Consider the following 25,241-nt stretch of genomic DNA (forward strand, 5'->3'; position numbering starts at 1 on the left):
GAGAACAATAAAAAAGCCGGGCAAGCCCGGCTTTATGAATAAGCTGTCAGCTAAGACGCTTACAATGCCGCAATGACCGCCTGCTGTTCAATCAGTTTTGCTTTTGATTGTTGCAGGTCTGCCACGCGTTCGCGCTCTTTCGCCACCACGGCTTCCGGCGCGCGTGAAACAAAGCCTTCGTTCGCCAGCTTGGTTTCGATCTTCTCGATTTCCACATCCAGCTTAACCAGCTCTTTTGCCAGACGCTCCAGCTCAGCGGTTTTGTCGACCAGATCCGCCATCGGGATCAGCAGCTCTGCGCCTTCCACTATTTTAGTGACCGAGACCGGACCTTTCTCGCCTGCCGGCAGAATGGTCAGGCTTTCCAGACGCGCCAGGCGTGACAGGAAATTACGGTTCTCTTCAACGCGGCGCTGGGCAGCCGGTGAACAGTCACGCAGCAGCACATCCAGCGGCTTGCTCGGCGCAATGTTCATCTCCGCACGGATATTACGCACGGCAACGATCGCCTGCTTCATCCATTCGATATCGGCTTTCGCTTCCGCATCTTCCTTCGCGGCATCAAACTGCGGGAACGGCTGCAGCATGATGGTGTCATCGCTGATGTTTTTCAGGCCTTTCACGCGCTGCCAGATAGTTTCCGTGATAAACGGAATGATTGGGTGCGCCAGGCGCAGCAGCGCTTCCAGTACGTGAACCAGCGTGTGGCGGGTGCCACGCAGCTCCGCTTCACTGCCACTGTTCATGACCGGCTTGGTCAGCTCCAGATACCAGTCACAGAACTGGTTCCAGGTGAAGTCATACAGGATGTTCGCCGCGATATCGAAGCGATAGGTATCCAGCGCTTCACGGTAGGCTTTCACCGTGTGGTTGAACTCGGTCAGGATCCAGCGATCCGCCAGCGACAGCGTCATCTCGCCGCCATTCTGTCCGCAATCCTGCTCTTCGGTGTTCATCAGCACAAAGCGGCTGGCGTTCCACAGCTTGTTACAGAAGTTGCGATACCCTTCCAGGCGCTTCATGTCCCAGTTGATGTCGCGACCGGTTGAGGCCAGTGCCGCCAGCGTAAAGCGCAGCGCATCGGTGCCTGATGGCTCGATGCCGTTCGGGAACTGCTTCTCGGTACGTTTGCGGATCTTCTCGGCCAGCTGCGGCTGCATCATGTTGCCGGTACGTTTTTCCAGCAGCGCTTCCAGCGAGATGCCATCAACCATATCCAGCGGGTCAATCACGTTGCCCTTGGATTTTGACATCTTCTGACCCTCTTCATCACGGATCAGACCGGTCATGTAGACGGTTTTAAACGGCACCTGTGGTTTGCCATTTTCATCTTTGATGAAGTGCATGGTCAGCATGATCATGCGGGCAATCCAGAAGAAGATAATGTCGAAGCCGCTGACCAGCACGCTGGTCGGATGGAAGGTGCGCAGCGCTTCAGTGTTCTCCGGCCAGCCCAGGGTAGAGAAGGTCCACAGGCCTGAGGAGAACCAGGTGTCCAGCACGTCATCATCCTGACGCAGCGCCACATCGGCGGCCAGGTTGTTTTCCGCGCGCACTTCGTCTTCAGTGCGGCCGACGTAGACGTTGCCGTCGTTGTCATACCACGCCGGAATGCGGTGACCCCACCACAGCTGACGGGAGATACACCAGTCCTGAATATCGCGCATCCAGGAGAAGTACATGTTTTCGTACTGCTTCGGCACGAACTGGATATCACCATTCTCAACGGCTTCAACCGCCACTTTCGCCAGCGGGGCGGTACGCACATACCACTGGTCGGTCAGCATCGGTTCAATCACTACGCCGCCACGGTCACCGTAAGGAACGGTCAGGTCGTGGGGTTTGATCTCATCCAGCAGGCCCAGTTCATCCACCGCGGCGACAATCGCTTTACGCGCGGCAAAGCGTTCCATGCCCTGGAAGGCGGCCGGGATGTCGTCGGAGCAGACATCGCTGGCTTCGCCGTTGGTGTCATACACCTGAGCGCGGTCGCGGATATCGCCGTCAAAGGTCAGGATGTTGATCATCGGTAAGCGATGACGGCGGCCGACTTCGTAGTCGTTGAAGTCATGAGCCGGAGTGATTTTGACGCAGCCGGTGCCTTTTTCCATGTCTGCGTGTTCGTCGCCGACGATCGGGATCAGGCGGCCAACCAGCGGCAGCATGACGAATTTGCCGATCAGATCTTTATAGCGCGGATCTTCCGGGTTCACGGCCACGCCGGTGTCGCCCAGCAGGGTTTCCGGACGGGTGGTGGCGACGACCAGGTAATCTTTGCCGTCGGCAGTTTTAGCGCCATCCGCCAGCGGATAGCGGATATGCCACATCGAGCCTTTGCTCTCGCGGTTTTCCACTTCCAGATCGGAGATCGCGGTGCGCAGTTTCGGGTCCCAGTTCACCAGGCGTTTGCCACGGTAGATCAGGTTCTCTTTGTAGAGGCGAACAAACACCTCTTTAACGGCGTTGGAGAGGCCCTCGTCCATCGTGAAGCGCTCGCGCTCCCAGTCAACAGAGTTACCGAGACGACGCATCTGGCGGGTAATGGTGCCGCCGGATTCCGCTTTCCACTCCCAGATTTTTTCGATGAACGCATCGCGGCCATAATCCTGGCGCGTTTTGCCCTCTTCAGCCGCAATCTTGCGCTCAACCACCATCTGCGTGGCGATGCCCGCGTGGTCCGTGCCCGCCTGCCACAGGGTGTTTTTGCCCTGCATGCGCTGGTAACGGATCATGGTGTCCATGATGGTTTGCTGGAAGGCGTGACCCATGTGCAAGCTACCGGTGACGTTCGGCGGCGGGATCATGATGCAAAAGCTTTCCTGGCTGGTGTCGCCATTCGGTTTGAAGTAGCCCTGCTTTTCCCAGTGCTCGTAAAGCGGCTGCTCGATATCTTGCGGGTTATATGTCTTTTCCATTTCTGCTATGTCGTTTGCGGCTGTGGTGGCGCTGCCGTATTCAATTGGAAACCCACGCTGCGATACGCTTTGTAGCGGTCGCGCGCGAGTTGTTTGAGAGCGTCTTCGTAAGGAACGAAGTCTATCACTTCATGGAAAGCAGTAGCAAAATCTGCGAAGTGGGGCAGCAGGCTAATCAGCAGGTCGCGCGGTGAACTGCCGCGACGCTGTGGCCAGGCCAGCTCAACCGGCGCACCGTAGCGCGGGCCTTCACCCGCCAGGTTGTGCGGCACGAAGGCATTGGCCGGTCGTTGCCACAGCGCTTCGTCGAGACGAATGGCTTGCTGTTCATCTTCGCAGGCAATCAGCACCCGCTTTCCGGCCCGCCAGCGTGTTTCCGCCAGATTGCACACCAGCGCTTCAACAGCGCTCAGGCCATCCTGGGTGGCATCGGTTTCCAGCACGTAGAAGGTTGCGTTTTTCATCGGTTTGCTCATCAGAAGATCAAGGGCGGAATCAGATCCGCCCTTGCTGTCAGAAAAGAGGGCGCTTAATCGTCGCCGTTCAATCCTGCCCGATTCAACAGAAACTGTGACAGCATCGGCACCGGACGACCGGTGGCGCCTTTGGCCTTGCCGGAGCGCCAGGCGGTTCCGGCGATATCCAGGTGCGCCCAGTTATATTTGCGGGCGAAACGCGCCAGGAAGCAGGCGGCGGTGATCGCGCCGCCCGGACGGCCTCCAATGTTGCCCATATCGGCAAAGTTGGACTCCAGCTGCTCCTGGAACTCATCCGCCATCGGCAGACGCCAGGCGCGATCGCCGGACTGCTCGGACGCGCTGATCAGCTCATGCGCCAGCGGATTGTGGTTCGACAGCAGGCCGCTGATGTGATGGCCCAGCGCAATTACGCAGGCACCGGTCAGCGTCGCGACGTCGATCACCACTTCCGGGTCGAAACGCTCGACGTAAGTCAGCGCATCACAGAGTACCAGACGGCCTTCGGCGTCGGTGTTCAGCACTTCGACCGTCTGGCCTGACATGGTGGTCAGCACATCTCCCGGACGCATCGAACGGCCATCCGGCATGTTTTCACAGCCCGCCAGCACGCCGACCACGTTCAGCGGCAGGTTCAGCTCGGCCACCATACGCATGACGCCATAGACCGCGGCGGCGCCGCACATGTCATACTTCATCTCATCCATGCTGTCGGCAGGCTTGATGGAGATGCCGCCGGAGTCAAAGGTCAGCCCTTTACCCACCAGCACAATCGGGCGCGCGTCGGCGTCCGGATTGCCTTTGTATTCAATGACCGACATCAGCGACTCATTCTGCGAGCCGGCGCCGACGGCGAGATAGGCGTTCATGCCCAGCTCTTTCATCTGCTGTTCGCCGATCACGCGGGTAGTCACATTTTTGCTGAAGGCATCGGCCAGCTGGCGCGCCTGTGACGCCAGATAGGCGGCGTTACAGATGTTAGGCGGCATGTTGCCGAGATCTTTCGCCGCTTTCATACCGGCGGCAACCGCCAGCCCGTGCTGGATCGCCCGCTCGCCGCTGGTCAGCTCGCGACGGGTCGGCACGTTGAACACCAGTTTGCGCAGCGGACGACGTGGCTCGGCTTTGTTGCTCTTCAGCTGATCAAAGTTGTAGAGCGCCTCTTTTGAGGTTTCCACCGCCTGACGCACTTTCCAGTAGGTATTGCGTCCTTTGACATGCAGCTCGGTCAGGAAGCAGACCGCCTCCATGGAGCCGGTGTCGTTCAGCGTATTGATGGTTTTCTGAATGACCTGCTTGTACTGGCGTTCGTCCAGTTCACGCTCTTTCCCGCAGCCAATCAGCAGAATACGCTCAGACAGGATATTTGGCACATGATGCAGCAGCAGTGTCTGGCCCACTTTTCCTTCCAGCTCGCCGCGGCGCAGCAGGGCACTGATGTAACCGTCACTGATTTTATCCAGCTGTTCGGCAATCGGTGACAGACGACGCGGTTCGAAAACGCCAACGACAATGCAGGCACTGCGTTGTTTTTCCGGGCTTCCGCTTTTTACACTGAACTCCATGCACTCTCCTGAATCTTAAAGACAACGGCCGCTGCTGCCGCTAGAATGTAGCGCGCTCATGACCCATTTATTCATTGTCGCAGCATGACATTCTGCCGCTGGAGGTCATAATGAATCAGGGTGACAAGATGTTGTTTTTTCACCACCCGGACGCGTTTTTCATACAATTTTAGCTACGACGACGGCCATTGATGAAGAAAAATGGCTGATAAGCGTTGAAACTAGCGATTTTCCTGCAAAAAGACAAGTTTTCACAGGCGTACTAAGCGTGATCATCATTAGATATCTGGTTCGGGAAACGCTCAAAAGCCAGCTGGCTATCCTGTTTATCCTGCTACTCATCTTCTTTTGCCAGAAGTTAGTCAGGATCCTGGGAGCCGCGGTGGATGGCGAAGTGCCGACAAACCTGGTTCTGACACTGTTAGGACTCGGCGTGCCTGAAATGGCACAACTTATACTGCCCTTAAGTCTGTTTCTGGCGATCCTGATGACGCTGGGACGGCTTTACACGGAAAGTGAAATTACCGTGATGCACGCCTGCGGCCTGAGTAAGGCCGTGCTGGTTAAAGCAGCGATGGTATTGATGCTCTTTACCTCGCTGGTGGCGGCGGTGAACGTTATCTGGCTCGGCCCCTGGTCATCCCGCTATCAGGATGAGGTGACGCAGAACGCCAAAGCGAACCCGGGAGCCGCGGCGATGGCCGCTGGCCAGTTCCAGACCTCCAGCGACGGCAGCGCCGTGCTGTTTGTCGAGGATGTAAAGGGCAACCAGTTTGGCAACGTTTTCCTGGCGCAGCTGCGGCCTAAAGGCAATGCGCGTCCGTCAGTCGTGCTGGCCGACAGCGGCCATATGGAGCAGCGCAAAGATGGTTCGCAGGTGGTAACGCTGGATAAGGGCACCCGCTTTGAGGGCACGGCCCTGCTGCGTGACTTCCGCATTACCGACTTCACCAACTATCAGGCGATTGTGGGCTATAAGGCGGCGACGCTCGATCCGAATGATGCAGAGCAGTCGAGCTTTACCGGCCTGTTCAGCAACAACACGCCTGAGTTTAAAGCCGAGCTGCACTGGCGTCTGACGCTGGTGTTCGCGGTGCTGGTGATGGCGCTGATGGTGGTGCCGCTCAGCGTGGTGAACCCCCGTCAGGGACGCGTGCTGTCGATGCTGCCCGCGATGCTGCTCTATCTGATCTTCTTCCTGCTGCAGAGTTCGCTGAAGTCGAGCGGAGCAAAAGGCCGCCTCGATCCGGGTGTGTGGATGTGGGTGGTGAATATCAGCTATCTGCTGCTGGCGATAGTGCTTAACCTGTGGGATACGGTGCCGATGCGTCGGGTTCGCGCCCGCTTTACACGCGGAGGGTCAGTCTGATGTTTCGCGTTCTTGACCGTTATATCGGTAAAACGATTTTCAATACGATAATGCTGACGCTGTTCATGCTGGTGTCGCTTTCCGGCATCATCAAGTTCGTCGATCAGCTGCGTAAGACCGGGCAGGGGAGCTACAGCGCGCTGAGCGCCGGCTATTACACCCTGCTGAGCGTGCCCAAAGATATTGAGATTTTCTTCCCGATGGCGGCCCTGCTGGGTGCTCTGCTGGGACTGGGCGCGCTGGCGCAGCGCAGTGAGCTGGTGGTGATGCAGGCGGCGGGCTTTACCCGCATGCAGGTGGCGCTGTCGGTGATGAAAACGGCGATTCCGCTGGTGCTGCTGACCATGGCGATCGGGGAATTTGTGGCGCCGTCAGGCGAGCAGATGGCGCGTAACTACCGGGCGCAGCAGCTTTACGGCGGCGCACTGGTGTCGACGCAGAATGGTCTGTGGGCAAAGGATGGCAACAACTTCATCTTTATTGAGCGCATTAAAGGCGACAATGAGATTGACGGTGTCAGCATCTATAACTTTACCGATCAGCGCCGTTTACAGAGCGTGCGTTATGCGGCGACGGCGACCTGGGATAAAGACAAAAAGCGCTGGATACTGTCGCAGGTCGATGAGTCGAACCTGACCGATCCGAAGCAGATTACCGGCTCACAGAGTCTGAGCGGCGAGTGGAAAACCAATCTGACGCCCGACAAGCTGGGCGTGGTGGCGCTCGACCCGGATGCGTTATCGATTCGCGGTCTGTATAACTACAGTAAGTATCTGAAGCAGAGCGGCCAGGAGTCAGGACGATACCGGCTGAATATGTGGAGCAAGATTTTCCAGCCGCTGTCGGTGGCGGTGATGATGCTGATGGCGCTGTCGTTTATTTTCGGTCCGCTGCGCAGCGTGTCGATGGGGGTACGGGTCGTGACCGGTATCAGCTTCGGCTTCCTGTTCTACGTGCTGGATCAGATTTTCGGCCCGCTGAGTCTGGTTTACGGACTGCCGCCGGTGCTGGGGGCGATCCTGCCAAGCTTCGCGTTCTTTGCGATCAGTATGTTTATGCTGATTAAGCGGCGCTAAGCACCGTGAATGAAAAAAGGCCGCCTCTCAGGGCGGCCTTTTTTATGGCGGGCGCCGTGCGCCCCTTTATTCGCCCGGCCGTCTGAGGCACCCCTCTATGATTTCATCCAGTCGTTAATCAACGCACCATACAACAGCTCCGCTTCCGCTAACCGGCTCAGCAGGCAATATTCATCGGTCTGGTGAGCCATGGATGGCTCGCCGGGACCGAGAATAATGCAGGGCGGCGTACCCAGTGCGGGCAACAACAGTGACGCATCAGTAAAGTAGGGCACAATGCGCGGCGTCAGCGGAGCGTCATGTAACGCCTGACAATGCTGATAGACAGAATGAATCCAGGCCTGATTCTCTTCGCTCAGTACGGCCGGCAGATCCACCAGCGTCGTCACCGTTACGCTCTCTCCCAGTAAGGTTGTCAGTTGCTGTCGAATGGTGGCGTGCTGCAGATTGGGTGCGCTGCGGATATCCACATCAAATTGGGTGCGATCGGGCACAGAGTTAATGTTCAGGCCGCCTGAAATGCGTCCGACGTTAACGGTCGGCTGCTTCATCAGCGGATGTGGCGCGCCAGGCGAGAAGTGCTGGATCCTGCCCAGAGCCTCCGCCGCCAGATAAATGGCATTAATGCCCAGTTCCGGCATCGCGCCATGGGCCGTTTTCCCGCGCGTTTCACAGCGTAGCCAGAGTGCGCCTTTGTGGCCGATAACCGGATAGTTGGCGGTGGGCTCGCCGACAATCAATGCGCCGACATCGGGCAGGTCAGCATCAGCAATCAGCGCCCGCGCGCCGTCACAGCCCGTCTCCTCCCCGCCGGTGATCATCAGCACGACGCCGGAACCCTGCTGAATCGCCTGCTGATGCGTCACGCAGGCCACAGCAAAAGCCGCGACAGCCGCCTTCATGTCACTCGAACCGCGACCGTAAAGCCGGTCATCCACGATTTCACCAAACGGATCGAACTGCCAGTCAGCATTGCCGAGCGGGACTGTATCCAGATGGCCGGTAAACGCCAGCTGCGGGCCGGGCTGACGGCCAGGAAGGCGGGCAATCAGGTTCAGGCGATTTTCACCGAAGGGGGACAGGGTGACCTCAAAGCCCCGTTCCGCCAGCCACTCTGCCAGAAAGTGCATGCAGGCCGCTTCGTTGCCCGGGGGATTAATGGTGTCAAAGCGCAACAGCTGCTGCGCCAGCGTCTGGCTCTGGCTCATCATCCGCGCACCGTTAACCAGTCCAGGCAGTTGATCCACAGCTGGCGGTAACCCGGCCACTGAGCAAATTCCTGCGGCAGCCAGTGCGCAGACATATCGCTGGTCCAGACCAGTGAGCGACCCTGCTGATACTCGCGCACCGCCAGCAGCGGATGTGACGTGCCGGCGATAGTCGCCAGCAGCTTTCCTTCCGGGTGCATCTCCACTTCGTTATAGCCCAGTAGCCATGGCCAGTCGTCTGGCATACTGGCGAACAGCGCGTGAGATTCGGTCACGCAGGGATAAACGCCCTCGGGCGTTTCGATGCGGTCATCCCAGGCCAGGCAGCGCACCGGCAGGACTTTCTCGACCGCCGTGTTGCGATAGCGCGCGCCGCCATTGATACCCTGAAAACTGAAGTAGCCGCCAATCATCATCAGCGCGCCGCCCGCCGCCACATAGTCGTGGATCAGCGTCAGGCGATTTGCCGTGCGCTGGCTCTTCAGCCAGGTATCCGGGTGCAGCAGCAACGTATTGGCGCCGATGTCGGAGAGAATGATCGCATCCCACTGCTGAAGCCCGTCCGGGGTTAAAGGAAATTCGGTGGCGGCAGCATGGGCGGGCATGTAGGTGATGGCATAATCGCTGTCGGCCAGCGCCGCCATAAAGTCGGTGGCGCCATTATGCCAGGTGGCGGTGGCAAACTGATCGAAGCCTTTGACGTGAACAGACGTGCTGGTCCAGGACTCGCCGACCAGTAAAATTTTCTTCTGCATTCAGGTTCTCCCTTACCCACCAAAAACGCGCTGTGGGTTAGCAATCAGTAAGGTTTCAAGTTGTTCGCCGCTGACGCCGTGGCGTTTCAGGCGCGGGACAAAATGTTTAAGGATGTAGCCATAGCCGTGACCGCCGTAGCGGGTCAGCATGGTTTTCAGGAACACGTCCTGCGACAGCAAAATCTGCTCGATAAAGCCGTCATCGATCAGCTCGCGAATGGCGCGGGCATTCTCCTCATCGGACGGTGACTGCGCGGTCTCATCGGCGTAGTAATAGCTCATGCCGATCATGTCATATTCCAGAAAGGCACCGCGCTGTGCCAGATCGCGCTGGTAGCGCTTATCGGCAAAGCTGGGGTTCATGTGGCACAGCACCACATGACGCAGGTCAGCGCCTTCTTCTTCCAGGATATCCAGCACCCGATGGCCTAAGCGCTCCCAGCCGGGCAGATGCACCTCAACCGGCACGCGTGTCGCGGCACTGGCGCGGCCCGCCGCCCGCAGGGATTTCTCCTCGTCAGGGGTAAAGCGGCTGGACACACCGATTTCGCCGATCAGGCCAGCCAGTACCTCGGGTTTCTCCTCTCTGCCGCCCAGGTCGTAAATCAGCCTGTCAGCGAGTGCCTCGATGCTGATCGTTTTGACCCAGTCGGGATGTGAGGGCTCCAGATACAGTCCGGTGCTCATGATGATGTTCAGCCCGGTCAGGCGCGCGATGCGCTGCAGCGCTTTCGGGTCACGGCCAATGCCGATATTGGTGGGATCCACCACCGTCTCGCCGCCCAGTGCCCGGAACTTCATCAGCTCTTCAATCGCCAGATCCACATCAAACAGCTGACAGTTATCGCGGCTGATCAGCGGATTAAGCGACAGCTCGCCCAGGTTTTCGATGCTGACCGGCATTTCCGCCAGATGACGCTCGCCACAGCAGCAGGGCGGTACCCACTTGCCGGAGGCATCCAGCAGAATATGCTCGTGCATCAGCGTCACGCCCATCTCACTCACCGGCAGCGGGCCAAGAACGGTCATCACATAGCCGCTGTTGCTGCCCAGCGGCAGCGGATCGGGATGACGAAAAATAGAGTGTTTCATCAGCTATCCTTTCGCCGCCGATCGCGTCGGGTTGAGAATGCGGGTGTTAAGCCAGATGGCCAGCAGAATAATCGTACCGGTGGCGATCTGCGTGTAAAATGGGGAGATATGCGACAGAATCAGGCCGTTCTGGATGATGGCAATCGACAGCGCGCCGAGCAGCGTGCCGATAACGGTTCCGAAGCCGCCAAACAGGCTGGTACTGCCCAGCACCACCGCCGCGATCACCTGCAACTCGAAGCCTTCGCCCTGGTTGGAGGAGCCGCTGCCCAGACGCGCGGTGATGATCATGCCCGCCAGCGCCGCCGCCATACCGCTGAGGATGTAGACCTTCATGGTTACGGCTTTGGTGTTAATACCGCTCCGGCGCGCGCCTTCCGCATTCGCGCCAATCGCCGTGACATAGCGCCCAAAACGCATATGATTCAGTGCGATATGGCCAACGATCAGCGCCACGATGCCTATCAGCGCGGGCATCGGCACGCCCAGTACCCAGGCGCGGCCCATTAAAGCGAACGGGCTGTCGGCAGGGATGGGAATGGAGTAGCCCTGGGTAATCAGCAGCGCCACGCCGCGCACCACCGCCAGCGTTGCCAGCGTGACGATAAAGGCCGGAATGCCTTCGTAAGCGATAAAGAAGCCGTTAATGGCCCCCACCAGCGCGCCCAGCAGCAAGCCGCCCAGCAACACCACCGGCCAGGGCAGGCCCCAGTTATTCAGCGCGATAGCGGAGAGGGCGCCGACCAGCGCCAGCGTCGATCCTACGGAAAGATCGATCCCGCCCGTGGTGATCACCAGGGTCATCGCCGTGGCGACAATCAGCAGCGGCGCGCTCTGGCGAATGATATTCAGCCAGTTAGCACTGCTGAGGAAGTTGCCGGTGATCAGGGAAAACACCACGCAGCAGAACACGAAAAACAGCGCGATGCTCACCACGCCAGAGTGGTTGTGCAGCAGACGACGCGGCAGCGAGTGCTGTGTCATACGGGAACTGCTCAGATTCATAATAGTCATCCTGTTACCTCGCTCAGTGCGCGGCGGCCGAGCGGGCGACAAACTTCTCACCCACGATCAAATTGACGATCTCGGTCAGATCCGTTTCGGCCACGCGGCGCTCCGCCACATTGGTGCCCTCGTACATCACCATGATGCGATCGCACACCAGGAAAAGATCCTGTAAGCGATGGGTGATCAGGATGACGCTCACGCCCCGTGCCGACACCCGGCGGATCAGCTCCAGCACCGCCTCCACTTCGGCGACGGCCAGCGCGGCGGTGGGTTCATCCATAATCAGTACCTTGGGATCGAAGGCGGCAGCGCGTGCAATGGCAATCGCCTGGCGCTGCCCGCCGGATAAGTTGCGCACCAGCAGCCGGGTATCCGGGATAGAAATCCCCAGACCTTTCAGCATTTCCCGCGCGTCAGTGTGCATTTTTTCTTCGTCCAGAAACGGGATGCCGAAAATGGACTTCATCGGTTCACGTCCCATAAACAGGTTGCCTGCCACATCGACGGTGTCGCACAGCGACAGGTCCTGATACACCATCTCAATATGGCAGCGGCGCGAATCCGCCGGGTTAGAGAAATGCTGCTCTTCACCATCAATACGAATCGTGCCGCTGGTCGGGACGACCGCACCTGACAGCACCTTGGTCAGCGTGGATTTTCCCGCGCCGTTGTCGCCCACCAGACCCAGCACTTCACCCGGAGCCAGTTGCAGGTTGACGCCCTGCAGAGACCGGATCGCGCCATAGGTCTTGGTAATATTCACCATCTCTACCCGTGTCAGGGCAGTGTGTGCCTGCTGCATATGATTACTCCCATCACCACTAACGGGACCGTTACTCTGCATGTAAAAAGGGGCTATCCGGCACGGTTTACACCCTTGTAAACCGGTTTACCTGCAGGATAAACCCTTTGTCACAACACACAGAACAACACGCTACACGATATTTGTTTGCCGGGTGAGACAGTGCAGCTTCCGTGCCAGTCTGTGACCCGGCGTGGTACTTAGGATCTAACTCACTGTAATGCAAAACATTTGCCGTTTGACTTCAGGTAAACCGGTTTACTGAACAGAAACCGGCAAAATAAAGGCGCTCACTTTTTGCGCCACTATTGTGCGCTTTTGCGCCATTCTGGATCGTGGTTAACGGATCCGTATCGAGTCGCGCGCCACCCATTCAACCTGCAGACGGGTTTCGGCGGGGACGGGGAGGTCATCATTCAGGATACGCAACATGATCTCTACGGCCGTGCGGCCCAGTTCACGTGCGGGCTGGCGGATGGTGGATATACGCGGCTGGGTGAAATCAGCATAGGTGGCGTCATCAAAGCCCACCAGTGACAGCGCGTCGGGCGCGTTAAGCCCACGCGCGCGCAGGCCATCCATCAATCCCAGTACCAGAAAATCGCTGGCGGCAAAGACGGCGGTGGGGCGCTCTGCGCGGCTGAACAGCTGTTCCAGCGCCTGTTTACCGGACTCACGCTGGTATTCGCCGTACATCACCCATTCGGGCGGGACACGCAGGCCAGCCTGCTCCATTGCGGTGCAGAACCCCTGGTAGCGTTCGCGTACACTCATCAGTTCCGCCGGGCCGCCGACAAAGGCGATATCCTGATGACCCGCAGCAATCAGATTTTCGGTAGCCATCCGTCCACCCTGAACGTTGTCGGCAAACACTTTGGGCACGACGCTGCCAGGGATGTCCTCATCCAGCAGCACGATGCGCTGGTGGCGGTTAATCTCTTTGCGTAACAGACCGTTATCAGGATGGTTGGTGGTAAACAGCAGGCCATCCACCTGGCAGGTATCCAGCCAGCGGATAAACTGACTCTCTTTGTCCGGATGGTTGCGGGTAATACAGAGTACCAGGCTGTAGCCATGGGCAGAGGCGGCTTCTTCGGCGGCATCTGCCAGTTCGGCAAAGAAGGGATTGGTAATATCGGGCAGCACCAGCCCCAGGGTTTCGCTGCCGCCCTTGCTCAGGCGACGCGCCAGGCTGTTACCGCGATAATCCAGCTGACGAATCGCCGCTTCAATGCGATCAATCGTCTCCTGCGGCAGCATAATGCTTTGATTCATATAGCGGGATACGGTCGCTTTAGAGAGCCCGGCCAGCGCTGCCACATCCGATAACAGCACCCGTTTTTTACTCATATCACCTGCCATCTTGCCCGGAATCGGCTATCAGTAACACAGTTGCGCGCAGCGGAGACAGTTTTTCCATGCCCGCTGACGATAAAATAATCGCTTGACAAAATTTAGCCAGAAGCGAATGTTAAAGGCAGTTTACCGCACGGCCCGGGAGTCACTCCCAAACCCGATTAATTCCTTTCACACGTGCACCATAATGGACGGTGTGCAGAAAGTCGATTATTCAGGTTCTGGCTGAAGCAGCCATTCAGACGATATTTGCCCGCCAACACTATTCCCTCTGCATTTTAATGCGGAGATCAACTGGTTATCGCTCATTCCCGACGAGGAATTTTAAGATGATGGCATTTAACACCAGAAAACTGCGTGCTGTTGCGCTGGCAACCGGCTTACTGTCTGCGGGTTCATTATTTTCACTGGCAAAAGCCGCCCCCACTTATGCGCTGGTTCAGATCAATCAGCAGGCCCTGTTTTTTAATCAGATGAATAATGGCGCCCAGGAAGCAGCGAAAGCCAGCGGTAAAAATTTAGTGATCTTTAACGCCAACGATAATCCAGTGTCTCAAAACGACGCCATTGAAACCTATATTCAGCAGGGTATGAAAGGCATTATGGTGGACGCGATTGACGTCAACGGCATTATGCCAGCGATTAAAGAAGCGGCCGCCGCCAGAATACCGGTTATTGCGATTGATGCGGTATTACCGGCGGGCCCACAGGCGGCACAGGTGGGCGTGGATAACCTGGAAGGCGGCAAAATTATTGGTCACTATTTTGTCGACTACGTGGCGAAGAATATGGGCGGCAAAGCGCGACTGGGCATTGTGGGCGCGCTGAATTCGGCCGTGCAGAACCAGCGTCAGAAAGGGTTTGAAGAAACCCTCAAAAGCAATCCGGGCATCACCGTCGCGGATGTGGTTGATGGCCAGAACGTGCAGGATACGGCGATGACGGCGGCAGAAAACCTGATCACCGGCAACCCGGATTTAACCGCTATCTACGCGACCGGCGAGCCGGCACTGCTGGGCGCGATTGCGGCGGTGGAAAACCAGGGCCGCCAGAAAGAGATCAAAGTCTTTGGCTGGGATCTGACGTCCAAAGCCATCAGCGGGATTGATGGCGGTTATGTCACGGCTGTCCTGCAACAGGATCCGAAAAAGATGGGTGAAGAGGCGGTAAAAGCCCTGAACGCGATTACCGCAGGCAAAACCGTGTCGAAAACCATTCTGGTCCCGGCCACGGTGGTGACCAAGGCCAACGTGGACAGTTATCGCGCAATGTTTAAATAACCGCTGGCTCGCCGCCTGACTGGAGCAGCGCGGCGAGTTCCTCTGCGGTGGGGAAGGCCTGACGTGTCCCATGACGGCTGACAGTCAGCGCCGCAGCCTGACTGGCATGCGTCAGTGCTAAAGCATCGATTTCCCCCCCGCGCCGGATCGCGGAAGCCAGCATGACGGCAAGAAAGGTATCGCCTGCGCCGGTGGTATCGGCGGCATTAACGGGTTGCGCCGGACAAAACGTTCGCTGGTCGCCCTGCGTCAGCCAGGCGCCCGCACTGCCCAGTGTGGTCACTAACGTTTTCACTGCGCGGGGCTGCAGCTGCTGCGCTTCGTGCTGATTGACCACGGCGATATCGACCAGCGACCAGCATGAGGCAAAAGCGGCGTGCACGGGTGAGGGGTTAAATACGGTTATCAGGCCGCAGGATTTGGCCAGGCTGAACAGCGCATGGGTTTTTTCGGGCGAGAAATTGCCCTGCTGCACCAGCAGATCGCCCGGACGCGCGCTGGCCAGATGGTGGCCAAGCGTAGTGATATCCAGCGCATCTGCCGCCGATGTACTGGTAATAATGGCGTTATCGCCATCGGCGCTGTGCAGAATAAGCGAGGTGTCGCTCAACGCGGTCATGGGCTGCGTGGGCAGTAACGTCACGGGCTCGTTCATGAGCTGCTGACGGATCCATTTTCCTTTGCTGTCGTGACCGGTCGCGGCAATTAAACAGGTTTCAATGCCGCAACGGGATAACACTATCGCCTGATTCGCGCCTTTTCCGCCGATATCCTGCGATCGCTGATAACCGTGAACAGAGGCGCCCTTAGCCGGAATGTCGGTAACAGACCAGGTTTCATCGACAGTAATATTTCCAGCCACATAAACACGCATAGTGTTTTCCCGAACAGGATAAAGAAGCGATGGTTGCTATATCAGCAGGAAAAATTGATGCAATACAAGCGATATTTTCACGCCCTAAAGCGGTTATTGGCGTCATTCACTGTGACCCCTTCCCGGGCTCACCAAAATATCGGGGCAAACCTGTCAGCGCGATAATTGATCGCGCATTACGCGATGCGGAAAATTATATTGCTGGCGGGGTTCACGGCCTGATTGTGGAAAATCATGGCGATATTCCTTTTTCAAAACCTGAGGATATTGGCCCGGAAACGCCGGCGCTGATGGCGGTGATTACGGAAAAAGTGCGGGAGCGTTTCGGCGTGCCGCTGGGCATTAACGTGCTGGCGAATGCCGCGCTGCCTGCCTTTGCCACCGCGCTGGCGGGCGGGGCGGATTTTATCCGCGTCAATCAGTGGGCGAATGCTTATATCGCCAACGAAGGCTTTATTGAAGGGGCTGCCGCGAAAGCGCTGCGCTACCGTAGCCAGCTGCGGGCCGAACATATCCGGGTATTCGCCGACAGCCATGTTAAACACGGCAGCCACGCGATAGTGGCCGATCGCTCCATTCGGGAACTGACCCGCGATGTCGACTTCTTCGAAGCGGATGCGGTTATCGCCACCGGACAACGCACCGGCGACAGCGCCACGCTGGAGGAAATCGACGAGATCCGCGCTGCCACCACCTTACCGCTGCTGGTGGGATCGGGCGTGACGCCCGCCAACGTCTGCCAGATTCTGGCGCGCACGCAGGCCGTGATTGTGGCCAGTGCGCTCAAAGTCGATGGCGTCTGGTGGAACGATGTGGATCGGGAGAGGGTAAAAGCGTTTATGGCGGTCGCGCAGCCTGCGCTGGAGCAGCCATAACCGTCCTTTATTGCCTGACGCAGAGGACAAAAAAACCCGCAGGGAGGCGAGGTTATTTGGTTACGTCAGCCCAGCCAGCTTTTCACCACCGGCAGTACGGCGGGAAGCTGCGACAGCAGGTAGAGGATCAGCCCGATGGTGCCGCCCACCAGCGTCCCGTTGATGCGGATAAACTGCAGATCCTTACCGATGTTCAGCTCTATCTGCTGCGACATATCCCGCGCATCCCAGCTTTTCACCGTGTCGCTGATATGGCGCGTCAGGAAGCGGGCAAACTCCGGCGCGACGCTGCGGGCGGCCTGCTCCAGGTGCTGATTCATTGAGTCGCGCAGCGCCGGGTCGGCGGCCAGGGTTTCGCCCAGCCAGCGTGCCGCATCGCCTATTTTCGCCTGCACGCGTGAATCTTCGCTGCTGAAATCTGCCTTGAGCCAGCTGCGCATATCATTCCAGAGCTCGCCGATGTAGCGGTTAAAGGAGGCATCCTCTTTCAGCCAGCCTTTGATCTCGTCGGCGCGGGCTGCCATTTCCGGGTCGCTCTGCAGCTTCACGATGAGCTTCTCAACCGCCCGGTTAAAGCCCAGCCGCAGTTCATGGCCCTGATCCAGCGCCACATCATCCAGCAGGGAATCCACCGCGTTCGCCACCAGTTCTGCGCTGTGCTCGCCCAGCCACTCGGTCGGCAGCATTTTCGCCTTGATGGGATGCTCGCGCTTCAGCCAGCGCACCAGCTGGTTAGCGATAAATTCCCGGGTGGTGGGTTTGTGCAGCAGCTTCAGCAGCTGGTCGATTGCCGCGTCCAGCAGCGCCTGGTGACGATTGTTCTTCGTCAGGCTCTCCAGCACCAGGGCGCTGGTCTGGCTGAGATCGACTTTGTCGATAGCGCGATGCACCGCACGGCGCATAAAGGTCTGGATGCGGGTGTCATCGGTCAGATCCAGGAAGCCGCGCATCACCTGCAGCAGATGGCGGCCCACACGGTCGGCGTTACCTGGCGCATTGAGCCACTGCGCCAGCAGGGTGGAGGGATCGTAGCGGCGGATCAGATTCAGCAGCGAATCGGTATCCAGAAACTTCTCCTGCACAAAGCGCCCCAGATTCTCACCGATGCGATCTTTGTTGCGCGGGATAATGGCCGTATGACGGGCAATAAATGGCACCGGCACGCGGCGAAACAGCGCCACCACCGCAAACCAGTCGGCCAGTGCGCCGACCATCGCGGCTTCCGCTATGGCTTTGATGCCGCTGACGTAAAAGCTGGGCGGCAGAAACAGTGTGAAAATAAAGGTGAGGGCGGCCAGCAGCAGCAGCGAGAGCGCCAGGCGTTTGGTCCGTTTGAGTTCGCGTTGTTTATCCATATCCTGATCTTAGCAGTTTGCCTGCTTAACAGGTCAACGTTCTCCTCTCCCGGTCGAAAAGTGCAGTTAAGTCTGGCACGGATTTATGCGGTCTTAACCGGACGGGCGAGGCGCTGACCAGACTGTTCCTAAAAACTAATCACCTTAAAAATTACCACTCTGATAAACAGTTACGGCGGTGTACATTCCGGAGGCAGTCTCCTTACGTTGACACACCCTATCCATGGAACCAGACCAGGAGAATTCACGTGAAAGCAATCGCAACGGCAACCGCCAGTCTGTTGATGTTAATGAGTGGTATCGGCGCGCATGCAGAAGGGCTGACCACCTCTGCCGATGGAAAAAATCTGACCGTCAGCTTCGGCAAGCCCACCATTAAGCAGGTCCTGCATTACCGTAAAATGTACGACAAAAAACCCTTTCCCGATGCCGAAATTTATTACTACGACAACGGCACCTATAAAATCATCTCGCAGGGTGAAAACCATTACGGCGTCTACGTGATGCAGGGCAGTTTCGATGATGAGACCTTCACGGTGCGCTTTATCTCGCTGCCCTCCAGCGACTGGGGTAACAAGACCGCCTTCCATCAGCTGACCTTTGTGCGCGGCGATAAGCAGAACGTGTTTATCCAGAACGCGATTGTCGATACCGGCGAAGCGATTGCCCAGCAGAACGGTACCTACACGCAGGAAAACAACACGGTCACCAACCCGGTCTCCACCCACTGGAAACATCAGTAGCGTTAAGGTGGCAGCCCGGCTGCCACCCACCTTTAGCGGCGCCGACCGCCAAACAGGCTGCCCAGCACGCCGCGAATGATCTGGTGAGTAATCTGACGCCCGGCGCTCTTTGCCATGGTCTGCACCACACCATCCCGCTTGCCGCCGCGCGGACCGGTGCTGCCAAACAGGATCTCTTTTAATCCCCCCAGAATCCCGTCATCGACCGCCACCGTGTTGCCTTTGGCTTCAGGCGCATTGGCCTTGTCACTGGCGGCCTGCACGCCCTGTTGCAGCCGTTCATAAGCCGATTCCCGATCGATTTCCGTGTCATATTTGCCATACAGCGGCGAATGGTTGATCAGACCGTTGCGCTCATCGCCTGTCACCGGCCCCATGCGTGAACCGGGCGCAATCACCATGGCGCGCTCGACGACCGACGGACTGCCTTTGGCATCCAGGAAGGAGATGAGTGCTTCGCCGGTGCCGAGCGCCTGAATGGCCTCTGCGCTGTCAAAAGCCGGATTGGCGCGCAGCGTCTCTGCGGCGGTTTTCACGGCCTTCTGATCTTTGGGGGTGAAAGCGCGCAGGGCGTGCTGTACGCGGTTGCCGAGCTGGCCCAGCACCCGATCCGGGATATCCGCCGGGTTCTGGGTAACAAACCAGACGCCGACCCCTTTGGAGCGGATCAGGCGCATCACCTGTTCGATCTTCTCCAGCAGCACCGGCGGCGCGTCGGTAAACAGCAGGTGCGCCTCATCAAAGAAGAAGACCAGCTTAGGCTTATCCAGATCGCCCGCTTCCGGCAGACGCTCATACAGCTCAGACAGCAGCCACAGCAGGCTGGTGGCATAGAGTTTCGGCATCTGGTAGAGCTTTTCAGCGGAGAGAATGTTGATGACGCCTTTACCGTTGCTGTCGACACGCATCCAGTCGGCGATATCCAGCATCGGTTCGCCAAAGAAGTGCTCTGCACCCTGTTGCTCCAGCGTCAGCAGACCGCGCTGAATCGCGCCGATCGAGGCGCTGTTGATATTGCCATACTGGGTCTGGAAGCTCTTCGCGTTATCACCGATGTACTGGGTCATGGCGCGCAGATCTTTGAAGTCCAGCAGCAGCAGGCCCTGGTCATCGGCGATGCGGAAGATAATCTGCAGAACGCCGCTCTGCACCTCATTAAGGTTCAGCAGGCGCGCCAGCAGCAGCGGGCCGAGATCGGAGACGGTTGCCCGCACCGGATGGCCTTTCTCGCCGAAGATATCCCACAGCACCACCGGATTGCTCTGCGGCTGCCAGTCGGTGACGCCGATCTTCGCCAGTCTCTCCTGAAGCTTTTCGCCGGACTGACCGGCCATCGCCACGCCGGTTAAATCGCCTTTCACGTCGGCCATAAAGACCGGCACGCCGCTGGCGGAGAAGGATTCGGCCAGCTTCTGCAGCGTGACGGTTTTACCGGTGCCGGTTGCGCCGGTGATTAAGCCGTGGCGGTTCGCCATTTGCGGTAACAGATGGAGTTCGACGTCAGGCGTCCGGGCAATCAGTAGCGGAGATGTCATGATTTTCCTCTCTCGGGCAACGGGTTATGCCTGAAGGATAGCAAGCGAAGGGCAGGGAAGAGGAGAACAATTCGTCAAAAGCGAGGCCGTTGCGCTGTCCTGCAACGGCCTCGCTTTTACTGGCGTCATTTCAGGCAGGCTGCCATCCCTGCCGGGTTTTCTACTTCTGCACCTCTTCAAAATTGAGCAGGCTGACGCCGATACCCTGCTGCAGGCTCTTCAGGTTGCTGCGCACGGCGACCTGGGTTGCGCCCTGCAGCAGCAGAACAAACGGCGAATCCTGCTGGACGCGGGTCTGCAGGGCCGTGTAAAGGCTGCGACGTTTTGCGGCGTCACTCTCTCCGGCGGCGGCGCGGGTCTGCGCGCTGAGTTCAGGGATCGTCCAGCCGACGCGCCAGGCCAGGGTTTTGCCGCCGCCGGGTACGTTATAAGCAAAGGCGCTGGCGTTGGTGTTGGGATCGATGTAGTCCGCGCCCCAGTAAGAGAAGATCGCCTGGAAGTCACGGCTGCGCATTTTGCTCCACAGCTCCGATTCCGCCACCGGCTGAAGATCGAGTTGCACATCGGCTTTAGCGAAGCTCGCCTGCAGCGCCTGCGCCACGTCGATGTAAGGCGGCTGGTTGACCACCGTCAGCGCGATATGCGTGCCCGGTTTAATGCCGCCTTTCTGCAGAATTTCCTGTGCCTTTTTCAGATCGTAGTGGAACGGCGTGGTATTCAGGGTGCCGTCAAACCCGTCCGGCAGGAAGCTCTGGTGAATACGGTACTGACCCTTCAGCAGCTGGTTCGCCAGGCTCTCATAGTCCACCAGCCAGCGCGCCGCCTGCCACAGCGCCGGATTGCCCAGCGCCGGTTGCTGCGGACTTTGGGTGTTAAAGCCGAGGTAGTAAACCAGGCTCGACGGGAAGGCCTCGACACGCACCCCCGCCGTGTTCTTCAGCGCGGCGATCTGGTCCGGGCCGAGCTGATAGGCGACATCCACATCTCCCTGCTGGATCAGCAGCCGGCGGCTGCCCGGATCGGCCACCCCTTTCAGCAGAACGCGCTTCAGATGCGGTTTTTGGGTGCTGTAGGGATTGGCCTCCAGAACCAGCGCCTGCAGCGGCACAAACTGCCTGATGGCGTAGGCGGCGCTGCCTGCCGAGTGCACCTTCAGCCAGCCGTTGCCGTAGTCATTGTTACTGGCGTGCTGCCGGACCAGCCTGCTGTCAACAATCGAGGCGACCGGCGCGGTCAGCAGGCGCAGCGCCAGGTCGCGGCCAATCTCCGCCGGCCAGCGCAGCTCAAGCTGGTGGTCGCTGATCACCGTGAACTGCTGGTCGATATTTTCTGGCGTCCAGCCAAACTCGCCCAGAATAAAAGAGGGCGCTTTATTCAGCTTCACCGCGCGGGTTAAGGAGAACACCACATCCTCAGCGGTCAGCGGATTACCGCTGGCGAAGCGGGCCTGGGGATTAAGATCAAATACCAGACTGTGCGGTGTTTTGCCCGCCTGCCAGCGGGTCGCGGCCAGCGGCGAGAGCTGCTGTGGATTGCGATGATCCGGCTCCAGCAGCATCTGGTAGATATTGCGCAGGCTGCTGTTGCTGACCGTTTCGAAACTTTCCGCCGGGTCAAAACTGATGATGCCATCCAGCGGAACGGCCACCACCAGGGTATCGGCGGGAGTGGCGGCGTGTGCGGAATGAACCAGAGTCAGCGCCGTTAACAGAGACAAAAGCGTTTTTCGCATAGAGAGGGTTATCCTGAGTCGGTAATGGCTCTACTCTAGCGGGCGCCCGATAATCTCAAAATGCCGGTTTGTTCTGAGCTTTGCACAAATATTCGCGTCAGGTTCATGTGGACAGGAAGGCGAATATAATGGCGGATTGTGATTATTTCTTTAAGACTCTTTTCGCTCCGGAAATATTATTCCTGCTCACCGAAGCAAAAGCCTGTTATCTGTAACTGACCACCTGAAAAAAGCGGCCTGTTTAAAGCGTGGCGTGCAGGAAAGACAGCGAACAGGGAAGCGTAATCTTTTTTAACGATCAATGAGCGTGATAATGACAATATGAAAATATCCCGCCACATAGCTGCCGGGTAATGGCTAATTAACCGATTTTTATCGCTTTTTCCCGGCGTTACCCCTTCCGGTTATGCTTTTTTCTGCCCGCTGAATGGGTGCCCTCTGATAACTGTTTTCTGCTGTGACAGCGCGTAAATTTTAAATTTACATTCAGACACATTTATATCCCTAAGATTGTCAGGTCTTTAACCGATATATTTTCTTTGTCACCGATAGATAATTCTACCCGCCCTTAACCGTTCTGCCGTCGTCTGTGCCGTGTGCGTGAATACCGGCGGGGAATACCCCTCTGCGCATCGCCTTTCAGCGTCATCAGCGATTAAGAGGGGTATTCAGCAGATGAGAGTCGTGCGGATATGCTTTTAGAAAAACCCACCACCAGGCGTAAATTTTTGCTCGGTTCACTGCTGGCGCTGCCATTAAGTGAGCTGGTGTTAAAGGGCATCACGGCGGCACAGGCGGCAGAGATGGCCGCCCCCGAGTTAGCCGATTACAGGCCGATCTTTTTCAGTGCCGACGAGTGGCAGTTCATCCTGGCGGCCACCGATCGTCTGATCCCGGCAGGCGGCAAAGGCAAAGCGCCGGGCGCGCTGGAAACCAATGTGCCGATCTTTATCGATCAGCAGCTGCACAGCGAAGCCTTTGGCAGTGAGATCTACCTGCAGGGGCCTTTCAATACCCAGGCTCCCGCGACGCTGGGCTATCAGATCCCGTTCCGTCCCCAGCAGATCTACCAGACCGGCATAAAGCTGCTCAATCAGTGGTGCCATGACACTCATCAGAAAGCGTTTGCTGCGCTGACGCTGGAGGAGAAGGATGCGGTGCTGACGCAGGTGAATAAAAACCAGATCGACTTTGCCGCGCTGGGCGAAGCCGATCTCAGACCGTCACATTTCTTCAGCCAGCTGCTTTCCGATACCAAACATGGCTATCTGGCCGACCCGATGTATGGCGGCAATAAAGGGATGAAAGCCTGGATCGCCATCGGCTTCCCCGGCGCGCGTGCCAGCTTCACCGAGTGGGTGAAACAGCACAACGTGCCTTATCCGCTCGGCCCGGTCAGCATCAAAGGTGAACGCGCCTGAGGCGCTTCCACATCAGGTAAACAGGATTATCATGGCACAGGTTACTAAAAAAGAAGTCGACGTCGTGGTCTGCGGCCTCGGCTGGGCAGGCTCACTGATGAGTATTGAGCTGGCGCTGGCAGGACTGGAGGTGCGCGCCCTGGAGCGCGGCGGCGATCGCGATTATGACGAGTTCGCCTATCCGAAACCGGCAGATGAATATGCCTATGCGGTGCGCAACAAAGTGTTCGCCACCCCGGCGGAAGTGGCGGTCACCGTGCGCTACAACAGCAGCCAGACCGCACTGCCTACCCGTAAATGGGGCGCATTTGCGCCGGGCACCGGCGTCGGCGGCGCAGGGATGCACTGGACGGCGGTACTGATCCGTCCCACTCCGACCGATATCAAGCTCAAAACCTATGTCGACGAGGCGTACAAGCCCGGCATTCTGCAGGAAGATATGCGGGTGATGGACTTCCCCTTCAGCTGGGAAGAGATCGAGCCTTACTACTACAAATTCGAGCTGATCTGCGGCCAGTCGGGCAACACCGGCAATCTGCGCGGCAAAATTCTGCCGGGCGGCGATCCGTTTGAAGGGCCACGTTCTGAACCTTATCCGCTGCCCGCGCTGGAAGACACGCTGAACAATGTGATGTTCAAAGAGGCGGCGCAAAAACTCGGTTACCACCCGTTCCCGAACCCGTCGGCCTGTGTGTCGCGGGCGTGGAAAAACCCCTACGGCAACCAGATCGCCCCCTGCAACTACTGCGGCTACTGCAGCAAATATCCCTGCCTGAACTACTCCAAAGCGTCGCCGCAGACGGCGGTGATGGACGCGCTGAAGCGCATGCCGAACTTCTCTTATGAAGTGAACGCGGAAGTGATTAAGGTGGTGCTGAACGATGATAAGAAAACCGCCAAAGGGGTGATCTACATCGATGCGCAGGGCAATGAGTGCTTCCAGCCGGCGAAAATCGTCGTGCTGAGCAGCTTCCAGCTCTACAACGTGCGGCTGATGCTTCTCTCCGGCATCGGCAAGCCTTACAACCCGATAACCGAAGAGGGCGTGGTCGGCCGTAACTACGCCTTCCTGTCGAACGGCGGCGCGACCCTGTTCTTCAAAGATAAAAACTTTAACCCCTACGCCACCGCAGGCGCGACCGGGCAGATGTTTAACGATATCTCGCCAGGCAACTTCGATGGCCCCGGACTGGGCTTCCTGGGCGGCGCGAAGATCCACAGCTCACAGGCGACCGGCACGCCCATCAGCACCGCGCTGCCAAAAGGCACGCCCTCCTGGGGCATGGGCTACAAGGAAGGCCTGGAGGAGTGGTACGGTCATTCGATGAAGATCAGTATCACCACTACCTGTCAGTCCTACCGCGATATCTATCTGGATCTCGATCCGAACTACAACGATCACCGCGGGCTGCCGCTGCTGCGTATGACCTTCAACTGGAAGGAGAATGAGCTGAGGCTGCAGCAGCATCTGAAAGGGATCGTCGGCAATATTGCTAAAGAGCTGAACCCCGACAGCATGAGCATGAGCTTCCTGCCGATGGGCGCGGATTTCGATATCACCAAATATGTCTCGACCCACAACGTGGGCGGGGCGGTGATGGGCGATAACCCGAAAACCTCGGCGCTGAACAAATACCTGCAGAGCTGGGACGTGCATAACGTCTTTGTGCCGGGCGGCAACGCCTTCCCGCAGAACTTCCAGGCGAACCCGACCGACACCATCGGTGCGATTACCCTGATGGCCGCACAGGCGATCAAAGATCACTACCTGAAAAATCCCGGCCCACTGGTACAGGCATAAGCG

General features: G+C 58.0%; 20 protein-coding genes. 7 read left to right on the plus strand and 13 right to left on the minus strand.

Annotated elements, in window-relative coordinates; genetic code table 11:
- Positions 1-59: 59 nt before the first annotated feature.
- The 3 genes from AC6I7A_RS02325 to pepA all read right to left on the minus strand — a co-directional run bounded on the left by AC6I7A_RS02325 (position 60) and on the right by pepA (position 4,956).
- Complete coding sequence (locus AC6I7A_RS02325) at positions 60-2,915, minus strand: valine--tRNA ligase (protein ID WP_046101111.1); 2,856 nt, start codon at positions 2,913-2,915, stop codon at positions 60-62.
- Between the two features lie 5 nt (positions 2,916-2,920).
- Complete coding sequence (locus AC6I7A_RS02330; RefSeq protein WP_009092358.1) at positions 2,921-3,379, minus strand: DNA polymerase III subunit chi; 459 nt, start codon at positions 3,377-3,379, stop codon at positions 2,921-2,923.
- Positions 3,380-3,444: 65 nt separating this feature from the next.
- The gene (pepA, locus tag AC6I7A_RS02335; RefSeq protein WP_058957611.1) at positions 3,445-4,956 is read right to left on the minus strand and encodes a leucyl aminopeptidase; all 1,512 of its coding nucleotides are present in this window, start codon (positions 4,954-4,956) and stop codon (positions 3,445-3,447) included.
- Positions 4,957-5,224: 268 nt separating this feature from the next.
- On the opposite strand from pepA, the gene lptF reads away from it, so the two are divergent.
- On the plus strand, positions 5,225-6,325 hold the full coding sequence (gene lptF / locus AC6I7A_RS02340; protein WP_058957610.1) for an LPS export ABC transporter permease LptF: 1,101 nt from the start codon (positions 5,225-5,227) through the stop codon (positions 6,323-6,325).
- Entirely contained in the window at positions 6,325-7,401 is a 1,077-nt protein-coding gene (gene lptG, locus AC6I7A_RS02345; RefSeq protein WP_009092354.1) for an LPS export ABC transporter permease LptG, read from the plus strand. The genes lptF and lptG overlap by 1 nt, the downstream gene beginning before the upstream one ends.
- Positions 7,402-7,496: 95 nt before the next feature.
- On the opposite strand, the gene AC6I7A_RS02350 is transcribed toward lptG, so the two are convergent.
- The 6 genes from AC6I7A_RS02350 to AC6I7A_RS02375 all read right to left on the minus strand — a co-directional run bounded on the left by AC6I7A_RS02350 (position 7,497) and on the right by AC6I7A_RS02375 (position 13,628).
- Positions 7,497-8,609: a M20 family metallopeptidase gene (locus AC6I7A_RS02350; RefSeq protein WP_058957634.1), complete on the minus strand. Its 1,113-nt coding sequence runs from the start codon at positions 8,607-8,609 to the stop codon at positions 7,497-7,499.
- Positions 8,609-9,364 carry a glutamine amidotransferase gene (locus AC6I7A_RS02355; protein ID WP_058957609.1) on the minus strand — a complete coding sequence of 252 codons (756 nt, stop codon included), beginning with the start codon at positions 9,362-9,364 and terminating at the stop codon, positions 8,609-8,611. The genes AC6I7A_RS02350 and AC6I7A_RS02355 overlap by 1 nt, the downstream gene beginning before the upstream one ends.
- A 12-nt stretch (positions 9,365-9,376) precedes the next feature.
- On the minus strand, positions 9,377-10,456 hold the full coding sequence (locus AC6I7A_RS02360) for a phosphotriesterase family protein (RefSeq protein WP_058957608.1): 1,080 nt from the start codon (positions 10,454-10,456) through the stop codon (positions 9,377-9,379).
- A 3-nt stretch (positions 10,457-10,459) separates the two neighbouring features.
- Positions 10,460-11,461 (minus strand): ABC transporter permease, encoded by a 1,002-nt coding sequence (locus tag AC6I7A_RS02365; RefSeq protein ID WP_162484734.1) that lies wholly within the window; start codon positions 11,459-11,461, stop codon positions 10,460-10,462.
- Between the two features lie 22 nt (positions 11,462-11,483).
- Complete coding sequence (locus tag AC6I7A_RS02370) at positions 11,484-12,230, minus strand: ATP-binding cassette domain-containing protein (RefSeq protein ID WP_167428931.1); 747 nt, start codon at positions 12,228-12,230, stop codon at positions 11,484-11,486.
- A 375-nt stretch (positions 12,231-12,605) separates the two neighbouring features.
- Positions 12,606-13,628 carry a LacI family DNA-binding transcriptional regulator gene (locus tag AC6I7A_RS02375; protein WP_058957606.1) on the minus strand — a complete coding sequence of 341 codons (1,023 nt, stop codon included), beginning with the start codon at positions 13,626-13,628 and terminating at the stop codon, positions 12,606-12,608.
- 323 nt (positions 13,629-13,951) lie between these two features.
- Between AC6I7A_RS02375 and AC6I7A_RS02380 the strand changes: the two genes are divergently transcribed.
- Positions 13,952-14,902 carry an ABC transporter substrate-binding protein gene (locus AC6I7A_RS02380; RefSeq protein ID WP_058957605.1) on the plus strand — a complete coding sequence of 317 codons (951 nt, stop codon included), beginning with the start codon at positions 13,952-13,954 and terminating at the stop codon, positions 14,900-14,902.
- On the opposite strand, the gene AC6I7A_RS02385 is transcribed toward AC6I7A_RS02380, so the two are convergent.
- Positions 14,895-15,776, minus strand: coding sequence for a ribokinase (locus AC6I7A_RS02385; RefSeq protein WP_058957604.1), 882 nt, complete (start codon positions 15,774-15,776; stop codon positions 14,895-14,897). The two genes, AC6I7A_RS02380 and AC6I7A_RS02385, sit on opposite strands and share 8 nt — an antisense overlap.
- A gap of 29 nt (positions 15,777-15,805) precedes the next feature.
- Here AC6I7A_RS02385 and AC6I7A_RS02390 point away from each other — a divergent pair, with 29 nt between their 5' ends.
- Positions 15,806-16,651 carry a BtpA/SgcQ family protein gene (locus AC6I7A_RS02390; RefSeq protein WP_058957603.1) on the plus strand — a complete coding sequence of 282 codons (846 nt, stop codon included), beginning with the start codon at positions 15,806-15,808 and terminating at the stop codon, positions 16,649-16,651.
- A 65-nt stretch (positions 16,652-16,716) separates the two neighbouring features.
- On the opposite strand, the gene AC6I7A_RS02395 is transcribed toward AC6I7A_RS02390, so the two are convergent.
- The gene (locus AC6I7A_RS02395) at positions 16,717-18,006 is read right to left on the minus strand and encodes a DUF445 domain-containing protein (RefSeq protein WP_058957602.1); all 1,290 of its coding nucleotides are present in this window, start codon (positions 18,004-18,006) and stop codon (positions 16,717-16,719) included.
- A gap of 248 nt (positions 18,007-18,254) precedes the next feature.
- Here AC6I7A_RS02395 and AC6I7A_RS02400 point away from each other — a divergent pair, with 248 nt between their 5' ends.
- Positions 18,255-18,749: a hypothetical protein gene (locus AC6I7A_RS02400; protein WP_058957601.1), complete on the plus strand. Its 495-nt coding sequence runs from the start codon at positions 18,255-18,257 to the stop codon at positions 18,747-18,749.
- 32 nt (positions 18,750-18,781) lie between these two features.
- Here the strand turns inward: AC6I7A_RS02400 and AC6I7A_RS02405 are convergent, their stop codons facing one another.
- Both AC6I7A_RS02405 and AC6I7A_RS02410 read right to left on the minus strand, forming a co-directional pair.
- A complete protein-coding gene (locus AC6I7A_RS02405) occupies positions 18,782-20,284 on the minus strand; it encodes a helicase HerA-like C-terminal domain-containing protein (protein WP_058957600.1) in 1,503 nt (500 codons plus the stop codon).
- A gap of 160 nt (positions 20,285-20,444) precedes the next feature.
- Positions 20,445-22,016: an ABC transporter substrate-binding protein gene (locus tag AC6I7A_RS02410; protein ID WP_058957599.1), complete on the minus strand. Its 1,572-nt coding sequence runs from the start codon at positions 22,014-22,016 to the stop codon at positions 20,445-20,447.
- Positions 22,017-22,708: 692 nt separating this feature from the next.
- Between AC6I7A_RS02410 and AC6I7A_RS02415 the strand changes: the two genes are divergently transcribed.
- On the plus strand, positions 22,709-23,437 hold the full coding sequence (locus AC6I7A_RS02415) for a gluconate 2-dehydrogenase subunit 3 family protein (RefSeq protein WP_046101124.1): 729 nt from the start codon (positions 22,709-22,711) through the stop codon (positions 23,435-23,437).
- 31 nt (positions 23,438-23,468) lie between these two features.
- Positions 23,469-25,238, plus strand: a complete 1,770-nt coding sequence (locus tag AC6I7A_RS02420; RefSeq protein WP_058957598.1) for a GMC family oxidoreductase — start codon at positions 23,469-23,471, stop codon at positions 25,236-25,238.
- Positions 25,239-25,241 lie beyond the last annotated feature (3 nt).

The organism is Type-F symbiont of Plautia stali (assembly GCF_059731105.1).